Raw genomic sequence first — 26,537 nt, 5'->3', positions numbered from 1 at the left:
TTGACCCCGTCGAAGTTCACCACGTGCAGGGCGGACGCCCCGTAGCCGCGCTGGATGTAGTCGCCGATGATGGAAGGCATGGCAGCGAGCTTCCGCGTAGGCGACGTGCTGAGGCTCTCCTGCCCGTACACGCCGGCCACGGTGGCGGGGACGTCGCCCGATCACATCTCGGTGCGGTGGCCCTGGTGGGCGGTGGACCCGGAGAGCGACTGGATCCGGTGGAACGGGGACGTGGCCCTCGTGCGCAGCGCGGCGAGTCCCGAGTGGGCGGACGAGCTCTTCCGCACCGTTCCGCCGGCCGAGGGCCTGCGGCCCGGCGAGCACTGCCGGGTCGGGATACCGCCGACCCTGGTGCACGTCATGGCGGTGCACCGGTTCGATCCGCCACTGGAGACCGGCCGGCTTCCCCGGCCGCGTACCCATGTCGTGGTCCTCCCGGCGGGCCGGTCCCAGGATCCGATGCGCGAGGAGCAGGGGTACGAGATCGATCCCGACGACGACATCCCGATCCGGATCGAGCTCGTCTTCCGCCCCTACGCGTTCCTCCAATCCGGTGACGAGCTGGTCGACCGGAACGAGCGGGCCTGGAGCTTCCACGGCCCGTGGGACTGGTACGCGTTCGACGGTGGCGCACCCGGCACTCCCGCCTGGCCGTTGACCCTGCTGGCCCGCGACGGCACCGCCGACCCGGACGCCGCTGCCGTGATCGGCCGGGCGACCGCTGACGGATCGCACGCACAGGAACTGGACCGGTGGAAGGCGCTGACCGGGGCCGAACCGGCACCGGCGCGGTAGACCCCCGTCAGTCCGGCGCGCAGGCCCGGCCCGCCAGCGCCTGCCGCACGCCTCGGCGCAGCCGCCGTGACGCACCCGGCAGGCCGGTCAGCACGCTGACCTCGTGCGGTGCCAGTTCCGGCCGCCCGGCCAGCGCGATCACCGCGGCGTACGGTCTGGTGCCGGTCCGCCGGAGCAGGGCCTCGACCTGCGCCACGACCCGGAGCAGAACAGCTCGGTCCGCCCGGGGGTGCTGGGCGACGAGCCTGAGCAGGCGGTTGCGGTCCCACGGGCCGAACTCGCCGGCGAGCAGTTCGGTCAGCGTCGCCGTCCGGGTGCGGCTGTCCTCGGCGACGGCCAGTCGCACGAACGGGTGCGGACCACGGGCGAGCCGGTGCAGCCCGTCCTCGTCGATCCGTGGGTCCGCCACGAGGTCCAGGTAGTCGCGGGGTGTCCGGGTACGGGGGAGCAGCGCGTCGATGTCCACGGCCGGCTCCTTCCGCGCGACCTGCGGAGCAGCCGCCGTCGGCGCCGCTCTCGGGAGGACCCTAGTCCACCCGTGCCCGGGCAAGGGGCGCCGAGCGGCCGTGCGCGGCCGTGCGATTAGGCTGCCCCGGTGAGGTACGAGGCGCTCGAAGGGGCCGTCCGGCAGCTGATCACCACGGCCACCGAGGCGGATCTTCGCGCCTTCGGCGCCGCGACCGTCGCGCGGGTCATCGAGGACGGTGCCCGGCTGGACCTCACCAGGGCGGACCTCGACGAGCGGGCCTGGCTGGCGTTCCGGGAGGCGGGGAATGCGGTTCCGACGGCCGGCCCGGCCGAACTGCGGGAGTACCTGGGGCGGATCGACGAGGGCACTCTCGCCGACGGTGACATGGACTTCCCGCTCCCCGCCATCCTCGATGCGCTGGAACGGTGGACCGCCTTCCTCGAGACGGGCCGGCGCGACGAACTCTACGAACTGGCGATCCGCTCCATCGAGCTGGTCGACTTCCAGGTGGAGGCCGACCTGGACGACGTGCTGGCCACCCCCGAGATGGCCGCGGAGTACGACCGGATCAGGCGACTGCTCACCGGTCAGAGGTAGTGCCCGCGACCGTTGTTCTGCCGCTCACCGGGCAGGAACGTCACCTGGCCGTTCTGCCAGCCGGTACACCGGGCCGGCCCGCAGGAGACGGCCTTGCGGATGTCGCCCGCTTCGCACTGCGCCGAGCAGAGCGTTGTCCACCGCAATGTTGGTTGCGGAAACCAGTAGGACCCGTTTGCCGTCTCGAACCAGAGCATCTGTCGCCTCGGTGAGCACGCGAGCCTTTCCGGTCCCGGGCGGGCCGCGCTGGACCGATCGGCAGCGGTCTGCCTGCTCTGTTCGGTCCGCCCCCCGCGTTGCTCCAGAAGTCAAGCGCGCTGCACACGAAGTCACGCGAGTCCGGCAAGAGCCGGCCTCATCGCCTCCGAATCACTACCCGGCGTAATCTCTTGAGCGCTAGGGGGAGTTCATCTGAAACAGGCCCTAGTCATGATCAGGGACGAGGGTTCGCGGTAGGGAGTCGAGCCGGCGCCCGGCGCGCTCCGGGCGGCACTGGGCCGTCCGGCGTACGGGTGACCGCCACACCGCGACGTGGTCTAATGCTCGGATGGGCAGCTCCTACCTGGAGTATCGCGGATCGGGCTTCTGGGTTCGCGACTATCAGGCCGAGGTGTGGCTCTACCTGCTCGCGCAGGAGGCCGAGCAGGCCGCCGCGGCGCACGGTTGGCTGACGGAGGCCCGCGACGACTGGCACATGCAGGCCACCGCGGGGTTCATGGGCTGCGTGTCGTCCTGCCTGGACGAGCATCTCGCCGGCGCGCCCGATCGGGTGGCGGTCGTGCTCGACCTGTCCGAGCGGGTCCTCCAGCGACTGCGCGACTGGTCCCCGGCCGTACCGAAGGATCTCGTGAACTCCTTCGGTACGGGGGGTGAGCAGGAGACGTTCGACGCGGACCTGTCCACCGGCCCGCTGCTGGCCTGCGGCCGTGCGTTCGTCAGCCTGCTCCGTGGCGAGTTCCCGCCCGACCACGCCGGCTGGGCCCGCTGAGCCGCTGACGAGGCTGGTCGGCTCTGTCTCCCGACCACGATCCGTCGGTTCACGGTCGGGAGGCTCGTCCGCGCGATTCTGTCAGCCGGTCCCGGTGGCGCGGGACCGCTGCCGGCCCGCGGATCCTAGGATGGGCACATGAGCGCTGAGGCCGTCGGGAGGCACATGCCGGCCTTCGTGACGCTCGACGACGTGGCCACGATGAACGCCGCCGACCCGAACGGCCACCGCTACGAGACCAGCCCCGAGGGGGTCCTGTCGGTCATGCCGCCGCCCGACTCGGAACACGCGATGATCGCGAGTCGCCTCTTCGCCTGGCCGGTCATGGCCGGCTGGCCGGCCGAGCAGGTGCTCCAGGCCGTCGGCGTCCGCATTCCCGGCCCCGACGGCGACGGGGGCCGGATTCCCGACCTGAGCGTCTGGCGCAAACCGCCGGCGCGGGCGGTTTGGTCGACTGTGGCGGACGTCGCCCTGGTGATCGAGATCGTCTCGCCCGGTTCCGAGGCCATGGATTCCGTGACCAAGCGTCGCGAGTACGCCTCGGCGGGCATCCCGCGCTACTGGGTGGTGGAGCGGGATGGTGCGCAGACCGTCACGCTGCACGAGCTGACCGGCGACGGCGGGTACGCCGAGCGGGCCCGTATGCCGCTGGCGTGGCTGTTGCAGACCCCACCCGCCGAGCACCTCGACTGAGTACCCGAGCTCATTCCCCGGGACCGGCAGGCCCGGCAGGATCACGGCCATGGACATGCGTACGGTGTCGGGTGCCCTGCTGGTCGCGGCGGCCACGGTCGGGGCCTGGTTCGCCTGGTTGAGCTGGGACGTCGGCTACCGGGTCGACCCGGAGACCGGCGCGACCAGCGGCCCGTACGCGGTGTGGCAGGTGGTGGGCTGCGTGCTCACCCTGGTGCTGATCGCCGCGCTCGGCGGGTGGTGGCTGAGCCCGTGGCTGGTGGTGCCCGTGCTGGCGGTCGCCTTCACCGCCGCCTGGTCGGTGCACGCCGCGTCGACCGACTCCACCGGGCTCTGGGCGGTGGGTGCGGTGCTGGTGCTCCTCGGGACGGCCGCGGGCAGCCTGGTGGTGAGCCTCGGCGCGGGATGGCTGCGCAGCCGGCTCGGCGACCCGACCCGGTGACGCCGAGGGCCGCCTCCCCGGGCGGGGGAGACGGCCCTCGTACGACGCGACCGTCGGTCAGCAGCCGATCTTGGTCGGGGTGTAGGCCCAGATGTACTTGCCCTGGTACGTCACGTAGCCCTGGGCGCCCACGCAGTTGTTGGGGGCGTAGATCTCCACCGGACCCGCGTAGTAGGCGTAGTCGCCCAGGGAGTATTTCTCGTCCTCGGCCCAGCACACGTCCGGGCCGGTCCCGTTCGCGCAACGCTTGAGCAGGACGTAGGTGCCGTCGGTGACACCGTAGGTGGGGCCCAGGTGGTTCATCCGGGCGCAGTTCTTGCCGGTGCTGGAGTTGTAGTAGACCACCAGCTCCCCGACGGTCACACCCGACGAGGTCTTCGCCACGGTCCGGTTGATCAGGTAGCCGGAGCAGCCGGCGGCCTGAGCGCTCTGCGCACCCGTGCCGACGACGGCGATGCAGGCGAACAGCGCCATGGCGAGCAGTTGAGAGAGTCGACGCACGTGTGGGGCCCTTCGGTGTCGTTCCGGTTCTGCCGCCGGGCGTCCGGCGGTGGCAGAAGCGGACCACCCGCCGGACCGGGCGGCCAAATCGGTTGCGGATATCTGCAACCGACTTGACGAGCATCCCCGTCGGAGCCCAGTCGAGGCAGTCGGGTCAGGAGAGCGTCTTGAGGTAGTCGGGGTTGGCCTTCAGCCACTCCTCGACCGCCTTCTCCTCGTCGCCCTTGTGCGTGTTGAACATCAGGTCCTCCAGCGAGCCGAGCTGCTGGCCGTCCATCTTGAACCTGCCGAGCATCGCGGCGATCTCGGGGAAGTCCTTGCCGAAGCCCTTGCGGCCGAAGGTGTTGATCTGCTCGGCCTTGCCCAGCGTCCCCTTCGGGTCGGCCAGGTCCTTCAACTCGTACTTGGCGTACGCCCAGTGCGGGTGCCAGAGGGTGACCGCGATCGGCTTCTGGTCGGCGATCGCGCCGTCCAGCGCGGCCAGCATGGCGGGGGTGGAGGAGGTCTTCAGCTTCAGCTTGCCGTCCAGGCCGTAGCCGGGGAGGACCTTCTCCTGGGTGGCCTTGGTGAGGCCGGCGCCCGGCTCGATCCCGATCAGCTCGCCGCCGACGGTGCCGGCCCGGGCGGCCAGGTCGTCGAGCGAGTCGATGCCCTGCACGTACTTCGGCACCGCGATGCTCAGGCTGGCGTCGGTGTGCCAGACGCCGAGCTTCTCCAGCTTGTCGCCGTACTTCTCCAGGTAGGAGGCGTGCGTCTGGGGCAGCCAGCCGTCCAGGAACAGGTCGATGTCGCCGCCGGCGAGACCGCCGTACACCAGACCGGCCTCCAGGTTCTTCAGCTGGACCCGGTAGCCCTTCTCCTCGAGGATGTGCTGCCACAGGTGGGAGGCGGCGATCGCCTCGTCCCAGGCCATGTAGCCGATGGTGATCTTCTTGCCGTTGCCGGACGGGCCGTCCGACCGCTCGCCGCAGGCGGCCGCGCCGCCGAGCGCCAGGGTGGCGGTCACCGCCAGCGCGAGGACGCGCTTCATGGTCGTGAACACAGGGTTGTCCTTCCGGTTGGTGGCCGGCGGCTCCGCGTACGCGGGACCAGGGGTGCCGGCCGGGGAGGGCGACGGTCAGGCGGCCTGCCGCGCGAGGCGCTGGGCCCGTGCGGAGGGGAACCGGTCGCCCACGGAGTCGGTGAGCCGGTCGAGCACGACGGCGAGGACCACGACGGCGATCCCGCCCTCGAAGCCGCTGCCCACCTCGACCTGGGAGAGCGCGAACATGATCACGTCACCGAGGCCGCCCGCGCCGACCATGCCGGCGATGACCACCATGGACAGCGCCAGCATGATCACCTGGTTGACGCCGGTCATGATGGTCGGCAGGGCCAGCGGCAGCTTGGTGCGCAGCAGCACCATCCAGGGCGGCGCGCCGAACGACTCGGCGGCCTGCACGATCTCCTTGTCCACCTGGCGCAGCCCCAGCTCGGTCAGGCGTACGCCGGGCGGCATGCTGAACACCAGGGTGGCCAGCACCCCCGGCACCGTGCCGATGCCGAAGAAGAAGATCGCCGGGATCAGGTACACGAAGGCCGGCATGGTCTGCATCAGGTCCAGCACCGGCCGGGCCAGCGCGGAGGCGCGCTTGTTCTCCGCGACGAACACCCCCAGCGGGATCGCCAGCAGCAGCGAGAGCACGCTGGCCACCAGCACCTGCGCGAGGGTGCTCATGGTCTCCTGCCAGTACGGCATCCCGGCCACCAGGCCGAGGCCGACGGCGGTGCCGAGGGCGAACTTCCAGCCCCGCAGCCACCAGCCGAGCGCGGCGAGGACCAGCACGACCGCCACCGCCGGTACGCCGGTGAGCAGCTCGTCGAGCGGGCGGACCAGGGCGTCGACCACGGTGGCGACCCCGTCGAAGAACGGGCCGAGCGTGCCGGTGGCCCAGTCGACGGCGGACTCCGTCCACGCGCCGAGCGGCACCCGCGGCAACCAACTGTCCACCGGGCTCATGCCGCCTCCACGAGTTCCTCGTCGTCCACCCTGGCGGGTTCGTCCGGGGTGGCCGCCGCGAGCGCGCTGAGCAGCGTGATCCGGGGAATCACCCCGTCCAGCCGGCCGCGCTCGTCGAGTACCGCCACCGGGTGCTGGCTCTGGGCGCAGTCGGCGAAGAGGTCGGCCACCGCGGTGTCCCCGGCGACCGTGCGGACCCGCTCGGTCGAGACGTACCCGTCGAGGTTCGGCCGGCCCTCGCGCAGCGCCCGAAGCACCTCGTCCTCGGTGACCGTGCCGAGGAACCGCTTCATCGGCCCGGTCACGTAGACCACCGAGGTCTGACCCTCCCGCAGCGCCTTGGCCGCCACCCGGGGACCGGCGTTGACGTCCAGGACGTGCTGCGGCTTCTCCATCACCGACGCGGCGGTGAGGATCCGGGTCCGGTCGACGTCGGCGACGAACTGCGCCACGTACCCGTTGGCCGGGTCGGTGAGGATCTCCTCGGCGGTGCCGATCTGGACGATGCGCCCGTCCCGCATCACCGCGATCCGGTCACCGAGGCGCATCGCCTCGTTCAGGTCGTGGGTGATGAAGATGATCGTCTTGCCCAGCTCGGCCTGGAGTTCCAGGAGCTGGTCCTGGATCTCCCGGCGGATGAGCGGGTCGAGCGCGGAGAACGCCTCGTCCATCAGCAGGATGTCGGTGCCGGCGGCGAGGGCGCGGGCCAACCCGACCCGCTGTCGCATGCCGCCGGAGAGGTCGTGCGGGAGCTTGTCGGCCCACTCGGTCAGGCCCACCATGCGCAGCGCGTCCATGGCCTTCGCGCGTCGCTCGGCCCTGGGCAGGCCGGCGACCTCCAGCGCGTAACCGGCGTTCTCCAGCACGGTCCGGTGCGGCATGAGCGCGAAGTGCTGGAAGACCATGCTGATCTTCTCGCGGCGCAGCTTGCGCAGCGCGGCGGGCCGGAGCGTGGTCAGTTCCACCCCGTCGACCCGGACGCTGCCCCTGGTGGGGCGCAGCAGGCCGTTGAGCATCCGGATCAGGGTCGACTTGCCGGAGCCGGAGAGGCCCATCACGACGAAGATCTCGCCGGGGCGTACCTCGAAGTTCGCGTCGATCACGGCGGCCGTGGCGGGCAGCCCGGCCAGGGCCTCGGCGCGTGGCGCGCCGGTCGCCAGGCGTCCCACCGCTTCGTCGGCTCGATTTCCGAATATTTTGTAGAGCGACTTCACTGCGAGCGCGGACACGATCCCCTCTCCGACGTCGAACCGCCGGCGGATCGCGCCGGTGGTGCGTCTTCGCGTCTCGTCCGTCATATCAACATCGGTCACATCGGGTGGACCGGGTGGTCGGCCCGAGAAACGTATCGGCGGCCTCTCCGGAAAGCCAATCGGGACAGCGGCGGCTGTGGACCTGCCCACAAATGACGAGGTCGAATTCGGTCGTCTCCGCCCAGGTGGCACCGGTGGTCCGCCGTTCGTCGGGCGGCGTTTGTCGGCTCGCCGTACCTTTTGCGCGGCTGCTGTCCCGGTCCGGGGCAAGGTGGTGCGGCCCGGTGCCGGAAAGGTCCCCCCGCCGCCGTTCGTCCCCGGTTGTGGCGACGAATCGAGAGCCGCCGGGCCGACGATTTTCGCTCTCGCTGACCAGGTTCAATTCACCGCTTCCGGGTCCGCAATTACCGGTGCAGTTACGCGGATCCTGGCGGCGGTCCCCTCGCCGCAGTGGCGGCGTTGTGCCAGGCTTGGCCCCGGAACGCTCGGAGGGGGTGCGGCGATGGACGCTGCCGTGAGTGAGCCGACTGCCACGACCGGTCAGGACCGGTCCGGGCAGCACGACCTGGTGGCCCGGTCCTGGGCCCTGCAGAACAAGTTGTACCGGCGGATCCTGTCCGCCGACCCGGCCGACCCCGACGCCCCGGTGCGGCTCTTCGCCGAGGGCTTCCAGCAGATCGTGGCCCGGCTGCCGGCGCTGGAGCGGGCCACCCGGTCGCTGGTCTACAACCTCACCGTCAAGGCCGTGTTCGACCCGCTGCGCCGGGAACGGGAGCCCAACCTGCACACCCGGATGCGGGGCATCCGGGGTCACATGATCACCAACCCGAGCGACTACCTGTCCCTGATCGCGGCCGCTCACCCCGACACCTGGGTGGCGCCGGTGCGGGCGAACGGGATCGCCGTCGACGAGCGGCTGCTGCTGGTCCCGGGCCCGCCCACCCCGGACCAGCGACCGACGGCCTGGCTCTGCCGCGACCCGGACCTCGTGATGGAGCACTGCGACCTGTGGTGGGAGACGCAGCGCCAGGCCGTCCCGATCCGCGAGGTGCCCGGCTTCATCGCGCTCACCGAGCGGCAGTTGGAGGTCGCCGCCCTGCTCGGCCAAGGCGCGAAGGACGCCACCATCGCCCGCCGCCTGGGCGTGTCGCCGCGGACCGTGACCTACGACGTGGCCCGCCTGCTGGACTCCTTCGGCGTCGGGACCCGCTGGGAGGGCGGCATGGTGCTCGGCCGCGCCTGCCCGCCCGGGCTGGCCGGCTGACCCGGACCGGCCGCGCCGGCGACCCCGGCCGGCCGCCGGACCGGCCGTTCCCGCCGGGGCATACTTGCCGGATGTCCCTCCCGGTCGAGCCCCGCCGTGCCGGGCCGGTGTCGCCGCTGTTGGGCGCGCTGCGCGACGGCACCCGGCAGCACCACGTGGCGCTGGAGCAGCAGCTGGACCTGCCCGGACGGATCCGTACCCGGGCGGACCTCGGCGCCGTCCTCGTCGCGATGCTCGCCGCGTGGGCGCCGCTGGAGCGCGCGCTGGCCGCCGCCGACTGGTCCGGACTGCCCCTGGACGCCCGGCTCGGCGAGGCCGCCGACCTGCTCCGCGCAGACCTCGCCGTCCTCGGCGTCGAGCCGGAGCCGTCGGTCGGGGAGCACGGGGTCCCGTTCGACACCACCGCCCGGGCCGTCGGTGGACGGTACGTGCTGCTCGGCAGCGCGCTGGGGGGCAGCGTCCTCGCCCCGGCCGTGGAGCGTCGCCTCGACCTGGCCGAGGGGGAGGCCACCCGGTTCTTCCGGCGGGCCGGGCGCAGGCCCGGACGGGACTGGCGGGACTTCCGCCTCGCCCTGGCCCGTCGCGACTGGTCGTCGACGGAGCTGGCCGAGGCGACCGCGGCCGGCCGGGACACCTTCGACTTCGTCGGTCGGACCGCCGCGCCGCTGCTCGGTCCCCGCCCGGGTCGGGCCGCCTGACCGGAGCGCGCCCGTCCGGTGCCGTTCCCGCGTCCGCCGGTCGACCGCGTCCGGCCGGTCGACCGCGTCCGGCCGGTCGACCGCGTCCGTCGACGGGGGGCGCGAGGTGCCACCGGGCTGAGTAGTCGTACCTATTGGACACCTGCCGGGGCCGTGTCAGGCTGGCTCGCGAACGCGTACTCCGGAGGGTGCAGTGGGTGAGTCGACGCTGACGACGGCCGGCCGGCCGGCCGGTTCGGACGAGCTGGCGGATCGGGCGCACGCCCTTCAGCTGGCGGTCTACGCGCGGATCCTGTCCGCGGATCCGGCCGACCCGGACTCCGCCGTCCGGCACTTCGCCACCGGGCTGGGCCGGATCAACGATCGGCTGGCCGTCCTGGAGCGGGCGACCCGGTCGGTGGTGTACGGCCTCAACATGCGGGCGTTGTTCGATCCGTTGCGCCGCGAGCGGGAACCCGACCTGCACTCCCGGGCCCGGGGGATCCTGGGCCACTCGATGACCAATCCGAATGGGCACCTGTCGCTGGTCGCCGCCGCCAGTCCGGACATGTGGGTGGCGCCGGTGCGGACCACCGGCATCGTCGTGGACGAGCGGCTGGGGCTGTTTCCCGGACCACCCGGACCGGCGGGCGAGGCGACGGCCTGGCTCTGCCGGGACGAAGACCTGATCGCGCAGTTCTGCGAGTTGTGGTGGGCGACCAAGCGGCAGGCGGTGCCGATCCACGACGTGCCGGGCGTGGTTCCGCTCAGCGAGCGGCAGCTCGCTGTCGCCGGGCTGCTCAGCCAGGGTGCGAAGGACGCCACCATCGCTCGCCGGCTGGGCGTGTCGCTGCGCACGGTGAGCAACGACGTGGGCCGGCTGCTGGACTCCTTCGGGGTGGGGACCCGGTGGGAGGCGGGGATGGTGCTCGGCCGCGCCTGCCCGCCCGAGCTGCTCGCCTGAGCGGTCCCGCGACCGGCCGGCGGCGAGCCGGCAACCGGATCGAGGACAGCCCGGCCGACGGATGACCGACATGCCGCCCCGGCCCTGCTTGGAGCATTGTTTATGCAGGTGGAGAGGCTGCGGATGGCGGGCCACATCCCATCCCTCCGGCCCGGCGGCGACCCTTGCGGCACGTCGGGCAAAGGATGTCACCCGCCGCCGGCTGACGCTGCCCGCACCGGGCGCGCCGGCCGGACCGCCCGGCCCCGCCGGGCGGACGAGCCAGGAAGGAGGGGGCGGAGATGGCCGCTCCCACCGTTACCGCCAGCCTGAACTCCTCGACCTACGCCCCGGGCGACCCGATGACCCTCACGGTCACCTACGGCGACCCCGACACGAAGACCCTCACCGTCACCGTGGTGGTCACCGACGCGCAGGGCAACAGCAGCGCCCCGGCGAAGGTCACCGCCGTCATCGACCCGCTCACCGTCACCGTCACCGACGACGCCGGCCGGACCTGGACGAAGCTCTCCGACACCGGCACCGTCGCGGTGTACCGGGCGGTGGCCTGATGCCCCGGGTCACCGTCACGGTCCGGGACCGGGGCGGGCACACCACGACGGCCACCGCCGACTACACCGTCGCGCCCCCGGTGCTCGGCGGCTACTACCTGTCCGGCGGCGCCGACCCCACCGCCGACATGGCCGGCGGCAACTTCCGCTCGTACACCACCTACCGCAGCTTCGCCGACGGCTACATCTTCCCGGGATGGAACAACACCTGGCTGCCGGTGCTCGGCCGCAACGGCTTCGCGATCAACATGGTGCTGGAGCTGAAGCACTACGGGGCGGCCGGCACCGGGCCGCAGACGTTCACCGTCGACGGGGTGAGCTACACCGTCCCGGCCCCCGCCATGACCATCCAGCAGCGTCCGGGGACCACCTGGCCGAAGGCGTACGGGTACGGGCAGGTGCTCGCCGGCCTCTGCGACGGCCTCTTCGCCCGGGCGCTGTCGCAGTACCGGACGTTGGGTTTCCCGGTGAACATCCAGCTCGCCTCGGAACTCGACACCGACCACGAGTTCGGCACCACCGAGTCCGGGGTGGCGTACTCCTGGGTCGACTCGGACGCCCGGGCGGTGCAGGCGGTCACCTACATCGTGAACTGGTTCAAGGCCCGCCAACTGCCCGCCGGCACCACCTTCTCGGTCGGCTGCGGCGGCTGGGACCGGGCGTCCTACCAGCGCACCCACCCCGAGGCGCTGATGGCGAAGCTGGACTTCCTGATGTGGAACGCGTACGCCACCGACCCGAGCCACACCGCGCTGGCCCGGTTCCGCCGGACCAAGGACTGGGCGGTGGCCGACCTCGGCCCGGTGGCGCTCTCCCGCCCGGTGATCATCGCCGAGTGGGGGGTCCGCAAGGCCGAGTTCCCCGACCAGGCCGCCTGGATCGCCACCGTCCCGCCGGCCGTCGCCCAGCTCAACGCCGAGCGCGGGCCCCGGATCGTCCGGACCAACTACTTCAACTCGGGCTGGGGCACCCTGACCCCCAAGGACGTCGGCCTGGCGGCGCTGCGGGCCGCCTACGCCACCCGGCCGTACGTGTGACGATCGCCCCGCCGAGCAGCCCCGACCGGCCACCGCCGCTACCCTCGGGCCGGAGCCGGGGCTGCTCCCGGGCGGGGTGTCCGGGCTGCTCCCGGGCGGTGGGGAGGCACGGGTGAGCGGGATCCGGTGGGGCGTGGTGCTGCCCCAGGGCTGGCGGTCGGACCTCACCCACCTGGCCGACCCGGTGGCCCGGTTCGAGGCCATGGTCGGGGTCGCCCGCGAGGCCGACGAGCTGGGCTGCGACTCGGTCTGGCTCTACGACCACGTGCAGGCCGTCTCCGGCGAGCCGGAGACCACCTTCGAGTGCTGGACCAGCCTGGCCGCGATCGCCCGGGAGACCCGCCGGGTACGGCTCGGCCAGATCGTCACCTGCAACAGCTTCCGCAACCCGGCGCTGCTGGCGAAGATGGCCGCCACCCTCGACGTGGCCAGCGCCGGCCGGGCGTTCCTGGGGCTAGGGGCCGGCTGGGACCGGCGCGAGTACGACGCGTACGGGTTCCCGCAGCCGTACCCGTCGACGGGGGAGCGGCTGACCCGGCTGGACGAGGCCGCCGCCGTGGTCACCGCCATGCTGCGCGAGCCGGTCGCCACCGTCGAGGGCCACCACCACTGGGTACGCGGGGCGCAGAACGTGCCGACCGGGGCGGGCGGATCACCCGTACCGGTGCTGATCGGCGGCAGTGGCGAGAAGCGCACCCTGCGCACGGTGGCCCGGTACGCGGACGCCTGCAACCTGACCGACCACACCGACCCGGCGTTCTACCGGCACAAGCTGGACGTGCTCGCCGGGCACTGCGCCGACCTGGGCCGCGACCCGGCGACGATCCTGAAGACCGCCTCGTTCTCGGTCTTCACCGGCGCCACCGACGCCGAGGTGACCGCCCGGCTGGCCGGACGGGACCGGGCGGAGACGGCGGCCTCCAGCGCGGTCGGTACGCCGGGCGAGCTGGTCGACGTCTTCGGGCGGCTGGTCGAGGCCGGCATGGAGTACTTCATCCTCTACCTCCACCAGCCCACCGACCTGGCCCCGCTGCGCCTCTTCGCCCACGAGGTGGCGCCCCAGCTGAGCTGATCACCGACCCGGCCGGGTGGGGCGGGTCAGGGCCGGGCGAAGTCGGTGGTGAGCGCGCGCAGGGCGCGGGTCAGCTCGGCGGCGGTCGGCGGCTGCTGCCACACCTGCCCGGCCGGGAACGGATGATCCGTCAGGTGGCCGACCCGATCCGCCGGGCGGCCACCGCCATCACCCTCCCCGAAGCCGGTTGACCGGTCGGGGAGCCGGTGCGCTTCCTATGCTCGGGGGATGGAACTGCGGATCTTCACCGAACCCCAGCAGGGTGCCGACTACGACCAGTTGCTCGCCGTCGCACGCCGGGCCGAGGAGACGGGCTTCGGCGCGTTCTTCCGCTCCGACCACTACCTGAAGATGGGCTCGGTGAGCGGCGATCCCGGCCCGACCGACGCCTGGACCACCCTCGCCGGCCTGGCCCGGGACACCACCCGGATCCGGCTCGGCACGCTGATGAGCGCGGCCACCTTCCGGCTGCCCGGCCCGCTCGCGATCACCGTGGCGCAGGTCGACCGGATGAGCGGCGGCCGGGTCGAGCTGGGCATCGGGGCCGGCTGGTACGCCGAGGAGCACACCGCGTACGGGATCCCGTTCCCGCCCGTCGGCGAGCGCTTCGACCGGCTGGAGGAGCAGCTCGCGGTCATCACCGGCCTCTGGGAGACGCCGCCCGGCGGCACCTTCGACTTCCCCGGCAAGCACTACCCGGTCAGCGACTCCCCGGCGCTGCCCAAGCCGGTGCAGCGGCCCCGCCCGCCGGTGCTGCTCGGCGGCACCGGCCCGAAGCGGACGCCCCGGCTGGCCGCCCGGTACGCCGACGAGTTCAACCTGCCCTTCGTCGCGCCGGAGGACTCGCCCGCGATCATCGAGCGGGTCCGGGCCGCCTGTGTCGAGATCGACCGTGACCCGGCCACCATGATCTGGTCGCACGCCGCGGTGCTCTGCTGTGGCCGGGACGACGCCGAGGTGGCCCGCCGGGCCGCCGCGATCGGCCGGGAGCCGGCCGAGCTGCGCGAGAACGGCCTCGCCGGCACGCCCGCCGAGATCGTCGACAAGCTCGGCCGGTACGCGGCCGTCGGCAGCCGGCGGGTCTACCTCCAGGTGCTCGACCTGGCCGACCTGGACCACCTGGACCTGGTCGCCGCCGAGGTGCTGCGCCAGCTCTGACCCGCCCGGGTCGCCGTCGCCGTCAGTCGGCGGCGGCCCGGCGGACCGTGTCGAGCCGGCCGTCGCGGTCGCTGTCCAGGTAGGTCACGTCGGGCACGCCGTCGCCGTCGAGGTCGACCTGGACCACGTCGGCGACGCCGTCCCCGTCCAGGTCGGTGACCACCTCGACGGAGCCGTCCAGGTGGCGGGTGACGATGGAGTGGCCGGGGCCCGCCGTACCCCGGGCGCGCGGCGGCGGGCCCGGCGTGGGGACGGGCGCCGGCTCGGGCTCCGGCGTCGGCTGCGGCACCGGAGCCGTCGCGTACGCCGGCTCGGGGCCGACGCCGGTCGGATCGATCTCCTCCTCGGACGGGTACACGTCACCGCTGAGGGTCGGGTCGCGGTAGCTGCTCATCGGATCAGGATGCCCCAGCCGGGGTCGGGGCAACCGCGACTTGACGGTTTGCCGGATGATGCACCTGGACGCCGACGTCGAGGCGCGGGGGTGGGAGATGGAGCTGCACCGGAGCCGGGGCAACCTGCCGCTGGCGGTCATCTGTCTGGTGGCCGGGGTGATGGTGCTCGGCCTCGCCGTCGAGGGGTCGACCCTGCGGCTGCTGGTCGCGCTGGCCGTGGTGCTGATCGCCGGCCGGGTGCTGGTCGGCGCGCTGCGCCCGTTCCGCTTCGTGATCGGCCCGGACGGGCTCGACGTACGCCGGCCGGGGCTGCGCGGGACGTACCCCTGGCAGCACTTCGCGGCGCTCGCCCTCGACGACGCCGGGCGGCTGGTCGGGGTCCCCGGCACGGGGCCGGCGGGGCTGCGGACCGACGCCCGGCACCCGGTCGACGGGCGGCCCGCCGTGGAGCTGCTCGACCTGCGCCAGGTGCGGGAGAGCCCCGACGAGGTGGTCGCCGCGCTGACCCGCTGGTCCGGTGGCCGCTTCCTGGACGCGCGCACCCCGGCCGCGGCGCAGCCCGCCGGTGGCCCGATCGAGTTCACCACCGGGCTGCGCGGCTACGACAAGATCGCGGTGGACCGGCTGGTGGGCCGGGCCCAGGCCGCGCTCGCGCAGGGCGGGCCGGCCGAGCGGCGGGCCGCCCGGGCGGAGATCGAGCAGGCCCGGGCCGGCGGTGGTCTGCTGGTGGCCCTGCGCGGGTACAACACCGGGCAGGTGGACGAGGCGCTGGACGCGCTCTGCGCCGCCCTCACCGACACCGACACCCCGACCGATCGGACGGCCCCCGCATGACCGACGTCCCCGCCGACCGCAACTGGGCCGGCAACGTCCACTACCGGGCGGCCCGCCGGCACGCGCCGACCACCGTCGACGAGCTGCGCCGCCTCGTGACGGGCGCGCGGCGGGTCCGGGCGCTGGGCACCGGCCACACCTTCAACCGGCTCGGCGACACCACCGGCGACCTGGTCTCGACCGCCGGCCTGCCGCCCACCGTCGAGCTGGACCGCGAGCGCGGCACCGTCACCGTCGCCGCCGGCCTGCGGCACGGGGACCTCGCCACCCGGCTGCACGCCGACGGGTACGCGCTGGCCAACCTCGCCTCGCTGCCGCACATCTCGGTGGCCGGCGCGGTCGCCACCGCCACCCACGGCTCCGGGCGGGCCAACGGCAACCTGGCCACCGCCGTCGCCGGTCTCGAACTGGTCACCGCCGACGGCGACCTGATCACCCTGGACCGCACCGACCGCCGGTTCGCGGGCGCAGTGGTCGGCCTCGGCGCGCTGGGGGTGGTCACCCGGCTCACCCTCGACGTGGTGCCCACCTTCGACATCCGGCAGTACGTCCGGCTCGGCCTGCCCCGGGCGGCGCTCGACACCGCACTGGACGCGGCGTACAGCGTCAGCGTCTTCACCGGGTGGCGGTCGTCGTCCCGGTTCGACCAGGTGTGGCTCAAGCAGCACGCCGACCAGCCGCCGCCCTCCGCCGACTGGCTGGACACCACCGCCGCCGACACGCCCCGGCACCCGGTGCCGGGCATGCCGGCGCGCAACTGCACCGCGCAGCTCGGCGAGCCCGGGCCGTGGCACGAGCGGCTGCCGCACTTCCGGCTCGGGTTCACCCCGAGCAGCGGCGACGAGCTCCAGTCCGAGTGGCACCTGCCCCGGGAGGCGGCCGGCGCCGCGCTCGCCGCGCTCGACCCGGCCGCCGAGCGGATCGCCGCCGTGCTCCAGGTCTGCGAGCTGCGTACGGTGGCGGCCGATGAGCTGTGGCTGAGCCCGAACCACGGCCGGGACACGCTGGCCGTGCACTTCACCTGGATCGGCGACGCGGCGGCGGTGGCGCCGGTGCTGGCCGAGGTCGAGGAGCGGCTCGCGCCGTTCGCGCCCCGCCCGCACTGGGGCAAGCTCTTCACCGCCGACCCGACCGCGAGCTATCCCCGGTACGACGACTTCCTTGCCCTGCTGGGCGAGTTCGACCCGGCCGGGAAGTTCCGCACCGACGAGCTGGACCGCTGGTTCCCGCGCTGACCGGGAGCGGCCCGGCCGCAGTGGGAGCCGGCCCGCGTCAGCGGCCGGCCGGGACCTGGTCGCGCAGGCTGCCGCGCTGCACCGCCCGGCTGATGTCGCTGGGCGAGACGATCCCGACCAGCCGCTGGTCGGCCACCACCAGCGCGCGCCCGTCGGAGCACTCGCTCAGCCGGGGGAGCAGGTCGTTGAGCTGCTCGTCCGGGCGGGCCAGCACCAGCTCGTCGGCCCGGCAGGCCACCTCGGCCAGCGTGGTGGCGGCCCGCCGGTCGGCCGGGATGCCGCGTACCCGGTCGAGGGTGACCAGGCCCACCGGCCGCCCCTGGTCGGTCAGCGGCAGCGCCGAGTGCCGGTACGCGAAGAGGTAGTGGTCGACGAAGTCGGCGACGGTCATGTCCCCGGAGGCGGTCTGCGGCTGCGGGGTCATCACGTCGGCGACCCGGACGCCGCGCAGCGCGCTGCCCATCCGCGCCTGGCGCTCCTCCATGCCGGCCGCGCCGATCAGGAACCAGCCGATCAGGGCCAGCCAGAGCCCGCCCACCCCGGCCCCGACCAGGAACTGCCAGAGCCCCAGCCCGATCAGCACCGCGCCGAGGATCCAACCGGCCCGGGCGGCCACCACGGACGCCTTCGTCCGGTCGCCGGTGGCCTTCCACACCGCGGCGCGCAGCAGCCGGCCGCCGTCCAGCGGGGCGGCCGGCAGGACGTTGAAGATCGCCAGCAGGACGTTGATGCCGGCCAGCCAGGCCAGCGCGCCGAGCAGCAGCCCGTGCGCCCCGGCCACGGTGAGCACCACGGCGATCGCCGCGAAGAAGAGCCCGATCAGCAGGCTGACCAGCGGTCCCACCCCGGCGATCCGCAGCTCCGCGCCCGGGTCCTTCGCCTCGCCCTTCAGCTCCGACACGCCGCCGAAGAGCCAGAGCGTGATCCCCTCGACCTCGATCCCGTTGCGCTTGGCGATCACCGCGTGGGCCACCTCGTGGGCGAGCAGGCCGAGGAAGAAGACGACCGCGGCGGCCAGCCCGGCGGCCACGTACGCGGGCGTCGAGTGGCCGGGGTAGGCGCGCGGGAACTGGCTGGCCGACAGCGCCCAGGCGATCAGCAGGAAGATGACCAGGACGCTCCAGTTGACCCCGACAGGTACGCCCGCGATCCGGCCGAGCCGGAAACTGGCCCTCATGGGTCGGTCATACCCGTCTCGAGCAGCGCCACACCAGGGGAGAAGGTCACCCTCGCCGCGTGTCGTGACCGTACGGCTACTGCTGGCCAGTATGCAGTAGGTATGCTCAGAGTATGACTCGTCGCATCACCATCAGCCTGCCTGATGACGTCGCCACGTACGTCGAGCGGACCCAGGGCAACACGTCCGGATTCATCGCGGGAATCCTGCGTCGGAAGATGCGCGCGGACAGCCTCCGGGCTGGCTGGGCCGAACGCGGCTACCTGGTGACCGAGGAGGACGTGGAGCGGACCAGGGAACGGCTCGCGGCGCTACCGCCGATCAGTGACGAGCAGCATGCCCGGAACCTCGAGTGGCTCCGGCAGTTCGACGACGACGGGGCCGCAGCGGCGTGAACGGCCTGGTTCTCGACACCTCGGCGCTGCTCGCCTATGCGTCGGGGACGAGCGTCGAGCCCGGTGCCATGCTGACGCTCGCCCAGGAGGATCCGGAGCAGCAGGTGTGGATCCCGGCGCTCTGTCTAGGGCAGGCGCAGCTCGAACTTGCGGGCACTGCTGCCGTCGCAATGCTCGACCTGTTGTTCCGCGAGGACCACGACATCCACGTGGCGGTCTTCGATGCCGCCACGAGCCGTCGCGTAGCCCGCATCGCCGCCCGCTCGCAGGTGCCGCTGGACGTCGCGCACGCCGTCGCCACCGCCGTCCTCTACCGTTGCTACCTGGTCACCCGTGACCCAAAGGCCGTATCTTCGGCGATGCCCCCAGGGTTGGAACTGCTCGACATCAGCGAAGGCTGGGACTGACGCTCTCACCGGTCTGCGGCGGGGACTACGTGCGGCTGGCCTCTTCGCCACCGAGATCGGACTGGTCGTGTTCGCGCTGGGTCAGGTTCGGCCCGTCTCGACGGGACCCGTCAGATCGGGCAGACCCCCGCTCTTGAGCCAGTCGGCGAACTGTCGCCGTTTTTCGCGGTCGATGACGGCCTTGAGGGCCGCGTTGACAGTGGCCTTCTGTGTCGTAGTGCCGAGGATCTTGCTCGCCTCGGCGAGCAACTTGTCATCGACATCGAGGATCGTTCGGCTCACGGGTATCTCCACGGGTTCAATTGTCTCGACTCTGATATCAAGCCCCGCCGAGTCGCCATGTTGACAGCCGGGCCTCGCTCCGGGTCGCCCATCGGGGATAGTGGCGGACGTGGCGACGCAGATCGGCGTGGACGACGACCCGTACCTCTGGTTGGAAGATCTTGATGGCGCGGACGCCGCCCGGTGGGTGCGGGAGCGCAACGCGGAGACCGCCGCCGCGCTGACCGGGAGCGAGGCGTTCGCCGGCCTGCTGGCGGAGATCCGGCAGGTGCTCGACGCGGACGACCGCATCCCGGATCCGGGGTGGCGCGGGGACGGCTTCTACTACAACTACTGGACCGATGCGGCGCACCCGCGCGGCGTGTGGCGGCGGACCACCCTCGACCAGTACCGCCGGCCGGAGCCGGCGTGGGACGTGCTGCTCGACCTGGACGCCCTGGCCGCCGAGGAGGGCGAGAACTGGGTCTGGCAGCAGGTGACGGTGCTGCGCCCCGACTACCGGCGCTGCCTGGTCAGCCTGTCCCGGGGCGGCGCCGACGCGGTCGTGGTGCGGGAGTTCGACCTGGTGCGCCGCGCCTTCGTCGCGGACGGCTTCACGCTCCCCGAGGCGAAGACCGACGTCTGCTGGATCGACGCCGACCACATCTTCGTCGGCACCGACATCGGCCCCGGATCACTGACCTCGTCGGGGTACCCGCGCGTGGTGCGGCGCTGGCGGCGGGGCACCCCGCTCGCCACGGCCCCCGTCGTGCACGAGGGCCGGGCGGAGGACGTGGCCGTCTACGCCTGGCACGATTCGACGCCCGGCTTCGAGCGGGACTTCGTGGGCCGCAGTCTGGACTTCTACCGCGTCCGCAGGCACCTGCTGACCGGGGCCGGCGAGCTGGTGCCGATCGACGTGCCGGAGGACGCCGACTCGGAGGTGCACCGGGAGTGGCTGCTGATCCGGCTGCGTTCGGCGTGGACGGTCGACGGGGTCACGCATCCGGCGGGGGCGCTGCTGGTCACCCGCTTCGACGCGTTCCTCGCCGGCGGGCGGGAGCTGACGGTGCTGTTCCGGCCGGACGACCGCACCGCGCTGAGCGGTTGGGCCTGGACGCGGCACCACCTGATCCTGGCGACCCTCGTCGACGTGCGGAGCCGGCTGGAGGTGCTGACCCCCGACGACCGGTGCTGGCGGCGGGAGCCGCTGCCCGGGGCGCCGGCGGACGAACACAGCCGGATCGTGGCCACCGAACCGGACCACGACGACGCGTACTTGCTCGACTCCGAAGGGTTCCTGCAACCGGCGACGCTGCGGCTCGGCCGGGTCGGCGGCCCGGTCGAGACCCTCAAGCGGGAGCCGGCGTTCTTCGACCCGGACGGTCTGGTGGTGCGCCAGTTCTTCGCCGCCTCGGCCGACGGCACGCCGGTGCCGTACTTCGTGGTGGGCAGGGCGGACGCGACCGGCGGGCCGACGCTGCTCACCGGCTACGGCGGCTACGAGATCCCGCTCACGCCCTCCTACAGCGGGATCATCGGCCGGAGCTGGCTGGCCCGGGGCGGCAGCTACGTGGTGGCGAACATCCGGGGCGGCGGCGAGTACGGCCCCCGGTGGCACCGTGCGGCGCTGCGCGAGAACCGGCCGCGGGCGTACGAGGACTTCGCGGCGGTCGCGGCCGACCTGGTGACGCGCGGGATCACCACGCCGCGGCACCTCGGCATCGAGGGCGGCAGCAACGGCGGGCTGCTGACCGGGGTGATGCTCACCCGGTACCCGGAGCTGTTCGGCGCGGTCGTCGCACACGTGCCGGTGCTGGACATGCGGCGCTACCACCGGCTGCTGGCCGGCGCATCGTGGATCGCCGAGTACGGCGACCCGGACCGGCCGGAGGACTGGGCCTACCTGCGCGAGTACTCGCCGTACCACAACGTCCGGTCGGACCTGGCGTACCCGCCGGTCCTCCTGGTCACCTCGACCCGCGACGACCGGGTGCATCCCGGGCACGCCCGTAAGATGGCGGCCCGGCTGCGCGAGCACGGTCACCAGGTGGCCTACCACGAGAACGTCGAGGGTGGGCACGGGGCGGCGGCGAACAACGAACAGCGGGCCTTCGTGTGGGCGCTGACGCTGGAGTTCCTGTGGCGGACGCTGACCGGACCGGACCGGACGCTGCCGCGTCAGGTCCCGCCGGAGGACGCGGCCGAGCGCGCCGGCCGTCGGTGAGGCACGTTCCGGGCCTTCTCGGCCCGGACGAAGCCTGTCCAAGCGGTGGGGGATAAGCCCGGCGACCTACAGAAGACGGCTCAGCTTCCGAAGGTCTCCTGCTTGACGGCACGGCGGAAGTACTTCCACGTCTGCCGGGTGAGGGTGGTTCCCGTCATCGACGACGGAGGGTGCCTGCCTTCGCGGCTCGGACGAATGCCGTCCAGTCGGACGGAGTCATGGTCAGGACCGGGCCGGTCGGGTCCTTGCTGTCGCGCAGCCCGACTACGCCGGGAAGGTTGTCGGCGACCTCAACGCACTCCCCGCCCGCGTTGCTGCGGCTCGACTTGCGCCAGATGGCACCGGTCAGGTCAGGCACGGGAGAACTCCTCTGCGACTTGCTGAATCAGGCTCTTTGATCGGGACTCGTTGAGGGCGCGGCCCGTCATGTCGGCCCAGATGGCATCATAGACAGCCGTCTCGTGCGGCTTGTCGAGATAGATTGCCCCCGTCGCGGCCTCCAGGTAGGCCACCGGTGGTTCCACCTCCCTGCCCTTGCTGTCGCATGGGAACTCCAGCATCGAGAAGGCTCCGGCCGTCATTCCGGCGTGCAGCCCGGCAGAAAAAGTCAGCACCCGGACGGTCACGTTCGGTAGTTCCGCAGCTTTCAAGATCTGGTGAAGTTGTTCCGCCATGATCGTGGCGCTGCCGATCGGGCGGCGCAACACGGCCTCGTTGATTATCACGCTGAGTTGCGGAGCGGAGAAGCGGGTGAGGAGCGCCTGCCGTTCAACTCGGAGCTGGATGGCGCGCTGCTGCTCATCGTCATTCCCGGCGTCGATCGCGCCGTTGGGCAGCTTGAGAAGCTGCTCGGTGTAGGCGCGAGTCTGGAACAGGCCGGGGACCAGCTCGGCCTGGTACTGCCGGATGCGGGACGCCGCACCTTCGAGGCCGACATAGAGCTGGAACCAGCGAGGCAGACCGGAGCCGATGTAGTCGTGCCACCAGTTCTTGTTCTCGCGGGTGGCTGCCGCCATCGCGAGGACCAACTCGATGTCCTCGTCCGAAGCGCTGTAGAGCTTGAGCATCTCCTTGACGTCGGCCGCCCGGAAGCGGACGTTCTCGGCGCCGCTCTCGATGCGGTAGAGCGTTGCCCGCGTCCGGTCCAACTCCTCGGCGGCCTTCTCCATCGTGAGGCCGGCGGCCTTGCGAAGTGCTTCGAGTTTCCGGCCGAGCTGACGCCGAAGCATGGTCGATCCGGTTACCGTCTGTGACACCCTGCCTCCGAAGGTCAGGTCGTGGTCGACACGCGTCTGCCCAATTAAACGCCTCCGATGTATCAGAAACAATAAACACGTCACGCTGCGTTCGAGTAACCCTGTCAGACGCTCATAAGACGGCCTTTGTTAGACGTTGCATCTGATCTGATGCGGTGCTTCACTGCCTCTGCGGCCACTGTGGAGTTCTAGCTGCTCAGTGGCCATGTGTGCCCCTGCTGTCGTACTGCCGATCGAGGCTGCGGTGGCAGGTGCCGGGGTGGGTCCGCCGGTGCGCGGCGGGCTGACGGGCCCGCCCTTCCACGGTGCGATCTCGACGGTGAGAGGCAGGTCCTGTCATGCGTGTCTTCCTCCGGCATGCCCGGCGTAACCAGCGGTCGGTCCTCGGCTCGACCTGCTACCGGTCGGCGCACTATCGGCCGCTGCGGCCCTGGCAGGTACGCGAGCGGCAGTTCCGGCCAACCCCGCTCGGCCGGCGTGGGCTCGACCCTCGGGAGGTGGCGGAGTTCCTCGACCGGGTCGCCGGCGACCTGGCCGCCGTCTACGACGCGCTCGCCGAGAGCCGCCGGGAGACCGACCGGGTGAAGAACGCGCTGCGCCGCTGGCAGTCGGAGCAGGCCCGGGCCCGCAACGAGCGGGGGTACGACCGGTGACCGAGCGCTGGGTGGTCCACCTGCCGGTGGTCGCCAACGACCTGCTCTCCGCGCAGCGGCTGGCCCGGGTGGTGGCGCACTGGACCCACGTCCTGCCGCAGAGCGAGCCGGGCGGGACCACGGTGTCACTCGAAGACGAGCAGCACGTACGCCACTGGGTGTTCTGCGACCGGTTGCTGGCCGGCGGCCGGCGCTGCCTGTTGCGGCCCGAGCACGACGGCGAGTGCTCCCGACGGTTCCAGCCCCGCTGACGCGGGCCGGCGGGGCCTGACAAATGTCACGGTGCGGAGGTGACGTGCGCTCCGGGGCGCGGGCCGCCGCACCCCGCACCATCATTGTCATGACCGACACCGCACCGGCCGTCGACCTGGCCGGACTCACCAAGACCTTCGGCCCGGTGACCGCCGTCGACGGGCTCAGCCTGCGGATCGAGCCGGGCGAGGTGGTGGCCTTCCTCGGCCCCAACGGCGCCGGCAAGACCACCACCGTGGACATGCTGCTCGGGCTGGCCCGCCCGGACGCCGGCACCGTCCGGCTCTTCGGCGGCACGCCGGCCGACGCCGTCCGGCTCGGCCGGGTCGCCGCCGTGATGCAGACCGGCGGCCTGCTCAAGGACCTCACCGTCGCCGAGACGGTACGGATGACCGCGCACTTCTACGGGCACACCCGCCCGGTGGCGCAGGTGCTGGACCGGGCCGGCATCGCGGACCTCGCCGACCGCCCGGTGGGCAAGTGCTCGGGCGGCCAGCAGCAGCGGCTGCGGTTCGCCCTGGCGCTGCTGCCCGACCCGGACCTGATGGTGCTGGACGAGCCGACCACCGGGATGGACGTGGAGGGCCGGCGCGACTTCTGGCAGGCGATCCGGGCCGACGCCCGGGGCGGCCGGACGGTCCTGTTCGCCACCCACTACCTCGACGAGGCCGACGCGTACGCGGACCGGATCGTGCTGGTCCGCCAGGGCCGGGTGGTCGCCGACGGCACCACCGCCGAGATCAAGAACCTGGCCGCCGGCCGGGTCGTCCGGGCCACCCTGCCCGGCGCCGACCAGAGCGCACTCGCCGCGCTGCCCGGCGTCCGCACCGTCGAGGTACGCGGTGACGCGGTGCTGGTGCACACCGAGGACTCCGACACCGTCGCCCGGCACCTGCTGACCCGGACCGCCGCCCGGGACGTGGAGATCACCTCCCGGAACCTCGAGGACGCCTTCCTCGCCCTGACCGCCGACGCCTGACCACCGAACGCCGACCACCGGAGCCCGAGATGACCGCGACCACCTCACCCGCCACCACCACCCGTACCGCCGACCGTCGGCCGCCCGCCCTGGGTGGCTTCTCCGCCGCCGTGCTGGCCATCGAGATCCGCCGCGTGCTGCGCAACCGCCGTACGCTGATCTTCATCCTGGTCATGCCGGCGGTGTTCTTCCTCCTCTTCGGACTGCCGCTGCGCGGGCAGAAGCTGGACAACGGCCTGCCGGTCGCCGGCTGGGTCATGATCAGCCTGGCCGTGTACGCGGCCATGGTCGCCACCACCAGCGCCGGCGCGGCGGTCGCCACCGAGCGGGCGCTCGGCTGGAGCCGGCAGCTCCGGCTCACCCCGCTGCGCCCGGCCGCGTACGTGGCCACGAAGGTCGCCACGGCGATGGTGCTCGGCCTGCTCGGCGTGCTGGTCGAGTTCGCCGTCGGGGTCGCCTCGGGCGTGCGGCTGCCGGCCCACGTCTGGCTGGAGTCCGGCCTGACCGCGTGGATCGGCTCGCTGGTCTTCGCCGCGTTCGGCCTCTTCGTCGGCTACCTCGCCCCGGCCGAGAACGTCATGCAGTTCATGGGCCCGGCGCTGGCCATCCTCGCCATGCTCGGCGGCCTGTTCATCCCGCTCGACACGCTGCCCCACGTCATGCAGCAGATCGCGAAGTTCACCCCGGTGTACGGCGTCGGCCAGCTCGCCCGCGCCCCGCTGACCGGGGCCGGGATCGACTGGACGGCGGTCGGCAACGTGGCCGCCTGGACCGCCTTCTTCGGCCTCGGCGCGGCCCGGCTGTTCCGCCGCGACACCACCCGGGTCTGAGCGGGAGAGGTGGGACTAACGTGGGCACCGTGGACCTGCCGTCGGATCGCTCCTGGGCCAGGGGCCACTGGCGGATCACGGGCTGGCTGCTCGCCGCGGTCTGGCTCTTCTTCCTCAACATCCCGCTGCTCACCGCCCTGCACCAGGCCGAGGTCTGGCGCCGGGCGGTGGGCGCGTCCACCCTGGTCGGCTTCGGGGTGCTCTACGTCTGGGTCTTCGAGTGGTCCCGGAGCTGCCGGCAGGCGCACCGGCCCATCCCGCGTCGCCGGGCCTGGTCCTTCCTGGCGGCGCTGCTCGGGCTGGGGCTCGCCGGCATCCCCGGCACCGAGGGGGACTGGCTGACCACGCTGGTCTTCGTCGCGGCGGCGGCGGTGTTCCTGCTGCCGACCCGGGAGGGTCTGGTGGTGGTCGTCCTCGCCGCGCTGGCCCCGCCGGTGAGCGCGGCCCTGGTGCCCGCCTGGAAGTCCGAGGGCACCGTCGTCTTCGCGGTGGTGCTCGCCTCGTTCGCCATGTTCGGGGTGACCCGGCTGGCCCAGCGCAACACCGAACTCCAGGCCGCCCAGCAGGAGATCCACCGGCTCGCGGTGGCCGAGGAGCGGGCCCGGACCGCGCGGGACCTGCACGACATCCTCGGGCACTCGCTGACCGTGGTGGCGGTCAAGGCGGAGCTGGCCGGGCGGCTGCTGGAACTCGACCCGGCCCGCGCCGCGGTGGAGATCGCCGACGTGGAACGGCTGGCCCGGCAGGCGCTCGCCGACGTGCGGGGCACCGTCGGGGCGTACCGGGGGGTGGCGTTGGTGACGGAGCTGGCGGGGGCGCGGTCGGCGCTGGCGGCGGCGGGGATCGTCGCGCAGGTGCCGGAGGCGGCGCCGCCGCTGCCGGTGGAGCGCGACGAGTTGTTCGGCTGGGCGGTACGCGAGGGGGTGACGAACGTGGTGCGGCACAGCGGTGCGCGGCGCTGCGAGATCCGGGTGGAGCCGACGGCGGTCGAGGTCCGCGACGACGGACGGGGACCGGCCGGCGAGTCGGATCCGGCGGGTCACGGCCTGGTCGGGCTGCGGGAACGGGCCCGCCGGCTGGACGCCACGGTGAGCGTTGGCCGGCGCCCGGACGGGCGGGGGTTCGTGCTGCGGGTGGCCGTGCCGGACGGGGACCCGGCGTGAGCGCCACGGCGGG

At 72.7% G+C, this 26,537-nt stretch carries 32 protein-coding genes and 1 pseudogene; 22 read left to right on the top strand and 11 right to left on the bottom strand.

Going from position 1 to position 26,537, the window contains the following annotated elements; translation table 11 throughout:
• The first annotated feature begins 78 nt into the window (after positions 1–78).
• Positions 79–795, top strand: a complete 717-nt coding sequence (locus tag GA0070611_RS15410; RefSeq protein ID WP_091664699.1) for a hypothetical protein — start codon at positions 79–81, stop codon at positions 793–795.
• A 7-nt stretch (positions 796–802) separates the two neighbouring features.
• Here GA0070611_RS15410 and GA0070611_RS15405 read toward each other — a convergent pair whose 3' ends face one another.
• Positions 803–1,261: a hypothetical protein gene (locus GA0070611_RS15405; RefSeq protein WP_091664697.1), complete on the bottom strand. Its 459-nt coding sequence runs from the start codon at positions 1,259–1,261 to the stop codon at positions 803–805.
• Between the two features lie 129 nt (positions 1,262–1,390).
• Between GA0070611_RS15405 and GA0070611_RS15400 the strand changes: the two genes are divergently transcribed.
• Positions 1,391–1,861, top strand: coding sequence for a hypothetical protein (locus tag GA0070611_RS15400; RefSeq protein ID WP_091664695.1), 471 nt, complete (start codon positions 1,391–1,393; stop codon positions 1,859–1,861).
• 24 nt (positions 1,862–1,885) lie between these two features.
• Here the strand turns inward: GA0070611_RS15400 and GA0070611_RS31865 are convergent, their stop codons facing one another.
• On the bottom strand, positions 1,886–2,077 hold the full coding sequence (locus GA0070611_RS31865) for a hypothetical protein (protein ID WP_231921134.1): 192 nt from the start codon (positions 2,075–2,077) through the stop codon (positions 1,886–1,888).
• Positions 2,078–2,408: 331 nt separating this feature from the next.
• On the opposite strand from GA0070611_RS31865, the gene GA0070611_RS15395 reads away from it, so the two are divergent.
• The 3 genes from GA0070611_RS15395 to GA0070611_RS15385 all read left to right on the top strand — a co-directional run bounded on the left by GA0070611_RS15395 (position 2,409) and on the right by GA0070611_RS15385 (position 3,984).
• A complete protein-coding gene (locus tag GA0070611_RS15395) occupies positions 2,409–2,849 on the top strand; it encodes a hypothetical protein (protein WP_091664693.1) in 441 nt (146 codons plus the stop codon).
• A 138-nt stretch (positions 2,850–2,987) separates the two neighbouring features.
• Complete coding sequence (locus GA0070611_RS15390) at positions 2,988–3,542, top strand: Uma2 family endonuclease (RefSeq protein WP_091664691.1); 555 nt, start codon at positions 2,988–2,990, stop codon at positions 3,540–3,542.
• A gap of 49 nt (positions 3,543–3,591) precedes the next feature.
• Complete coding sequence (locus GA0070611_RS15385; protein ID WP_091664689.1) at positions 3,592–3,984, top strand: hypothetical protein; 393 nt, start codon at positions 3,592–3,594, stop codon at positions 3,982–3,984.
• Positions 3,985–4,041: 57 nt separating this feature from the next.
• On the opposite strand, the gene GA0070611_RS15380 is transcribed toward GA0070611_RS15385, so the two are convergent.
• The 4 genes and pseudogenes from GA0070611_RS15380 to GA0070611_RS15365 all read right to left on the bottom strand — a co-directional run.
• On the bottom strand, positions 4,042–4,485 hold the full coding sequence (locus GA0070611_RS15380) for a hypothetical protein (protein ID WP_157740324.1): 444 nt from the start codon (positions 4,483–4,485) through the stop codon (positions 4,042–4,044).
• Positions 4,486–4,639: 154 nt separating this feature from the next.
• The gene (locus GA0070611_RS15375; RefSeq protein WP_407940438.1) at positions 4,640–5,515 is read right to left on the bottom strand and encodes a glycine betaine ABC transporter substrate-binding protein; all 876 of its coding nucleotides are present in this window, start codon (positions 5,513–5,515) and stop codon (positions 4,640–4,642) included.
• An 87-nt stretch (positions 5,516–5,602) separates the two neighbouring features.
• Positions 5,603–6,484, bottom strand: a complete 882-nt coding sequence (locus GA0070611_RS15370) for an ABC transporter permease (RefSeq protein ID WP_091664683.1) — start codon at positions 6,482–6,484, stop codon at positions 5,603–5,605.
• A gap of 59 nt (positions 6,485–6,543) precedes the next feature.
• Positions 6,544–7,716 (bottom strand): annotated as a pseudogene (locus tag GA0070611_RS15365) (quaternary amine ABC transporter ATP-binding protein); the annotation flags it as partial.
• Between the two features lie 535 nt (positions 7,717–8,251).
• Between GA0070611_RS15365 and GA0070611_RS31860 the strand changes: the two are divergent.
• The 7 genes from GA0070611_RS31860 (at position 8,252) to GA0070611_RS15330 (ending at position 14,460) form a co-directional block, all read left to right on the top strand.
• A complete protein-coding gene (locus GA0070611_RS31860; RefSeq protein WP_091664677.1) occupies positions 8,252–9,001 on the top strand; it encodes a helix-turn-helix transcriptional regulator in 750 nt (249 codons plus the stop codon).
• 71 nt (positions 9,002–9,072) lie between these two features.
• On the top strand, positions 9,073–9,699 hold the full coding sequence (locus GA0070611_RS15355) for a biliverdin-producing heme oxygenase (protein ID WP_091664674.1): 627 nt from the start codon (positions 9,073–9,075) through the stop codon (positions 9,697–9,699).
• Between the two features lie 193 nt (positions 9,700–9,892).
• Positions 9,893–10,642: a helix-turn-helix transcriptional regulator gene (locus tag GA0070611_RS15350; protein WP_091664672.1), complete on the top strand. Its 750-nt coding sequence runs from the start codon at positions 9,893–9,895 to the stop codon at positions 10,640–10,642.
• Positions 10,643–10,923: 281 nt separating this feature from the next.
• Entirely contained in the window at positions 10,924–11,193 is a 270-nt protein-coding gene (locus GA0070611_RS15345) for a hypothetical protein (RefSeq protein WP_091664669.1), read from the top strand.
• The gene (locus GA0070611_RS15340; RefSeq protein ID WP_091664667.1) at positions 11,193–12,230 is read left to right on the top strand and encodes a hypothetical protein; all 1,038 of its coding nucleotides are present in this window, start codon (positions 11,193–11,195) and stop codon (positions 12,228–12,230) included. Before GA0070611_RS15345 ends, GA0070611_RS15340 begins: the two co-directional genes overlap by 1 nt.
• A 112-nt stretch (positions 12,231–12,342) precedes the next feature.
• Positions 12,343–13,302, top strand: coding sequence for a TIGR03560 family F420-dependent LLM class oxidoreductase (locus GA0070611_RS15335; protein WP_157740323.1), 960 nt, complete (start codon positions 12,343–12,345; stop codon positions 13,300–13,302).
• A 228-nt stretch (positions 13,303–13,530) separates the two neighbouring features.
• Positions 13,531–14,460 carry an LLM class F420-dependent oxidoreductase gene (locus GA0070611_RS15330; protein ID WP_091664663.1) on the top strand — a complete coding sequence of 310 codons (930 nt, stop codon included), beginning with the start codon at positions 13,531–13,533 and terminating at the stop codon, positions 14,458–14,460.
• Between the two features lie 22 nt (positions 14,461–14,482).
• Here the strand turns inward: GA0070611_RS15330 and GA0070611_RS15325 are convergent, their stop codons facing one another.
• On the bottom strand, positions 14,483–14,854 hold the full coding sequence (locus GA0070611_RS15325; RefSeq protein WP_091664661.1) for a hypothetical protein: 372 nt from the start codon (positions 14,852–14,854) through the stop codon (positions 14,483–14,485).
• A gap of 55 nt (positions 14,855–14,909) precedes the next feature.
• Between GA0070611_RS15325 and GA0070611_RS15320 the strand changes: the two genes are divergently transcribed.
• Both GA0070611_RS15320 and GA0070611_RS15315 read left to right on the top strand, forming a co-directional pair.
• Complete coding sequence (locus GA0070611_RS15320; RefSeq protein ID WP_091664658.1) at positions 14,910–15,689, top strand: PH domain-containing protein; 780 nt, start codon at positions 14,910–14,912, stop codon at positions 15,687–15,689.
• Positions 15,686–16,924 carry an FAD-binding protein gene (locus GA0070611_RS15315; RefSeq protein WP_091664656.1) on the top strand — a complete coding sequence of 413 codons (1,239 nt, stop codon included), beginning with the start codon at positions 15,686–15,688 and terminating at the stop codon, positions 16,922–16,924. The genes GA0070611_RS15320 and GA0070611_RS15315 overlap by 4 nt, the downstream gene beginning before the upstream one ends.
• Positions 16,925–16,961: 37 nt before the next feature.
• Here GA0070611_RS15315 and GA0070611_RS15310 read toward each other — a convergent pair whose 3' ends face one another.
• The gene (locus tag GA0070611_RS15310; protein ID WP_091664654.1) at positions 16,962–18,101 is read right to left on the bottom strand and encodes a site-2 protease family protein; all 1,140 of its coding nucleotides are present in this window, start codon (positions 18,099–18,101) and stop codon (positions 16,962–16,964) included.
• 113 nt (positions 18,102–18,214) lie between these two features.
• On the opposite strand from GA0070611_RS15310, the gene GA0070611_RS15305 reads away from it, so the two are divergent.
• Complete coding sequence (locus tag GA0070611_RS15305; RefSeq protein ID WP_091664651.1) at positions 18,215–18,496, top strand: hypothetical protein; 282 nt, start codon at positions 18,215–18,217, stop codon at positions 18,494–18,496.
• The gene (locus GA0070611_RS15300) at positions 18,493–18,903 is read left to right on the top strand and encodes a PIN domain-containing protein (RefSeq protein ID WP_091664649.1); all 411 of its coding nucleotides are present in this window, start codon (positions 18,493–18,495) and stop codon (positions 18,901–18,903) included. The genes GA0070611_RS15305 and GA0070611_RS15300 overlap by 4 nt, the downstream gene beginning before the upstream one ends.
• An 81-nt stretch (positions 18,904–18,984) precedes the next feature.
• Here GA0070611_RS15300 and GA0070611_RS15295 read toward each other — a convergent pair whose 3' ends face one another.
• The gene (locus GA0070611_RS15295; protein ID WP_091672977.1) at positions 18,985–19,185 is read right to left on the bottom strand and encodes a type II toxin-antitoxin system VapB family antitoxin; all 201 of its coding nucleotides are present in this window, start codon (positions 19,183–19,185) and stop codon (positions 18,985–18,987) included.
• A 109-nt stretch (positions 19,186–19,294) separates the two neighbouring features.
• Here GA0070611_RS15295 and GA0070611_RS15290 point away from each other — a divergent pair, with 109 nt between their 5' ends.
• Entirely contained in the window at positions 19,295–21,391 is a 2,097-nt protein-coding gene (locus GA0070611_RS15290) for a prolyl oligopeptidase family serine peptidase (RefSeq protein ID WP_231921132.1), read from the top strand.
• A gap of 154 nt (positions 21,392–21,545) precedes the next feature.
• Here the strand turns inward: GA0070611_RS15290 and GA0070611_RS15285 are convergent, their stop codons facing one another.
• Together GA0070611_RS15285 and GA0070611_RS15280 are read right to left on the bottom strand one after the other, a co-directional pair.
• A complete protein-coding gene (locus tag GA0070611_RS15285; RefSeq protein WP_091664646.1) occupies positions 21,546–21,749 on the bottom strand; it encodes a DUF397 domain-containing protein in 204 nt (67 codons plus the stop codon).
• Entirely contained in the window at positions 21,742–22,620 is an 879-nt protein-coding gene (locus tag GA0070611_RS15280; RefSeq protein ID WP_197676003.1) for a helix-turn-helix domain-containing protein, read from the bottom strand. The genes GA0070611_RS15285 and GA0070611_RS15280 overlap by 8 nt, the downstream gene beginning before the upstream one ends.
• A gap of 365 nt (positions 22,621–22,985) precedes the next feature.
• On the opposite strand from GA0070611_RS15280, the gene GA0070611_RS15275 reads away from it, so the two are divergent.
• The 5 genes from GA0070611_RS15275 to GA0070611_RS15255 all read left to right on the top strand — a co-directional run bounded on the left by GA0070611_RS15275 (position 22,986) and on the right by GA0070611_RS15255 (position 26,524).
• Positions 22,986–23,300, top strand: a complete 315-nt coding sequence (locus tag GA0070611_RS15275) for a DivIVA domain-containing protein (RefSeq protein WP_091664641.1) — start codon at positions 22,986–22,988, stop codon at positions 23,298–23,300.
• Complete coding sequence (locus GA0070611_RS15270; protein WP_091664638.1) at positions 23,297–23,551, top strand: hypothetical protein; 255 nt, start codon at positions 23,297–23,299, stop codon at positions 23,549–23,551. Before GA0070611_RS15275 ends, GA0070611_RS15270 begins: the two co-directional genes overlap by 4 nt.
• Before the next feature lie 89 nt (positions 23,552–23,640).
• Positions 23,641–24,531, top strand: a complete 891-nt coding sequence (locus GA0070611_RS15265; protein ID WP_091672971.1) for an ABC transporter ATP-binding protein — start codon at positions 23,641–23,643, stop codon at positions 24,529–24,531.
• A gap of 29 nt (positions 24,532–24,560) precedes the next feature.
• Entirely contained in the window at positions 24,561–25,361 is an 801-nt protein-coding gene (locus GA0070611_RS15260; protein ID WP_091664636.1) for an ABC transporter permease, read from the top strand.
• 20 nt (positions 25,362–25,381) lie between these two features.
• A complete protein-coding gene (locus GA0070611_RS15255; RefSeq protein WP_091664635.1) occupies positions 25,382–26,524 on the top strand; it encodes a sensor histidine kinase in 1,143 nt (380 codons plus the stop codon).
• Positions 26,525–26,537: the final 13 nt, after the last annotated feature.

It is taken from the genome of Micromonospora auratinigra, assembly GCF_900089595.1.
GTDB classification, from domain to species: domain Bacteria; phylum Actinomycetota; class Actinomycetes; order Mycobacteriales; family Micromonosporaceae; genus Micromonospora; species Micromonospora auratinigra.
The sequence above is the reverse complement of the archived record's forward strand: the minus strand, read 5'-3'. Positions and strand labels throughout refer to the sequence as shown.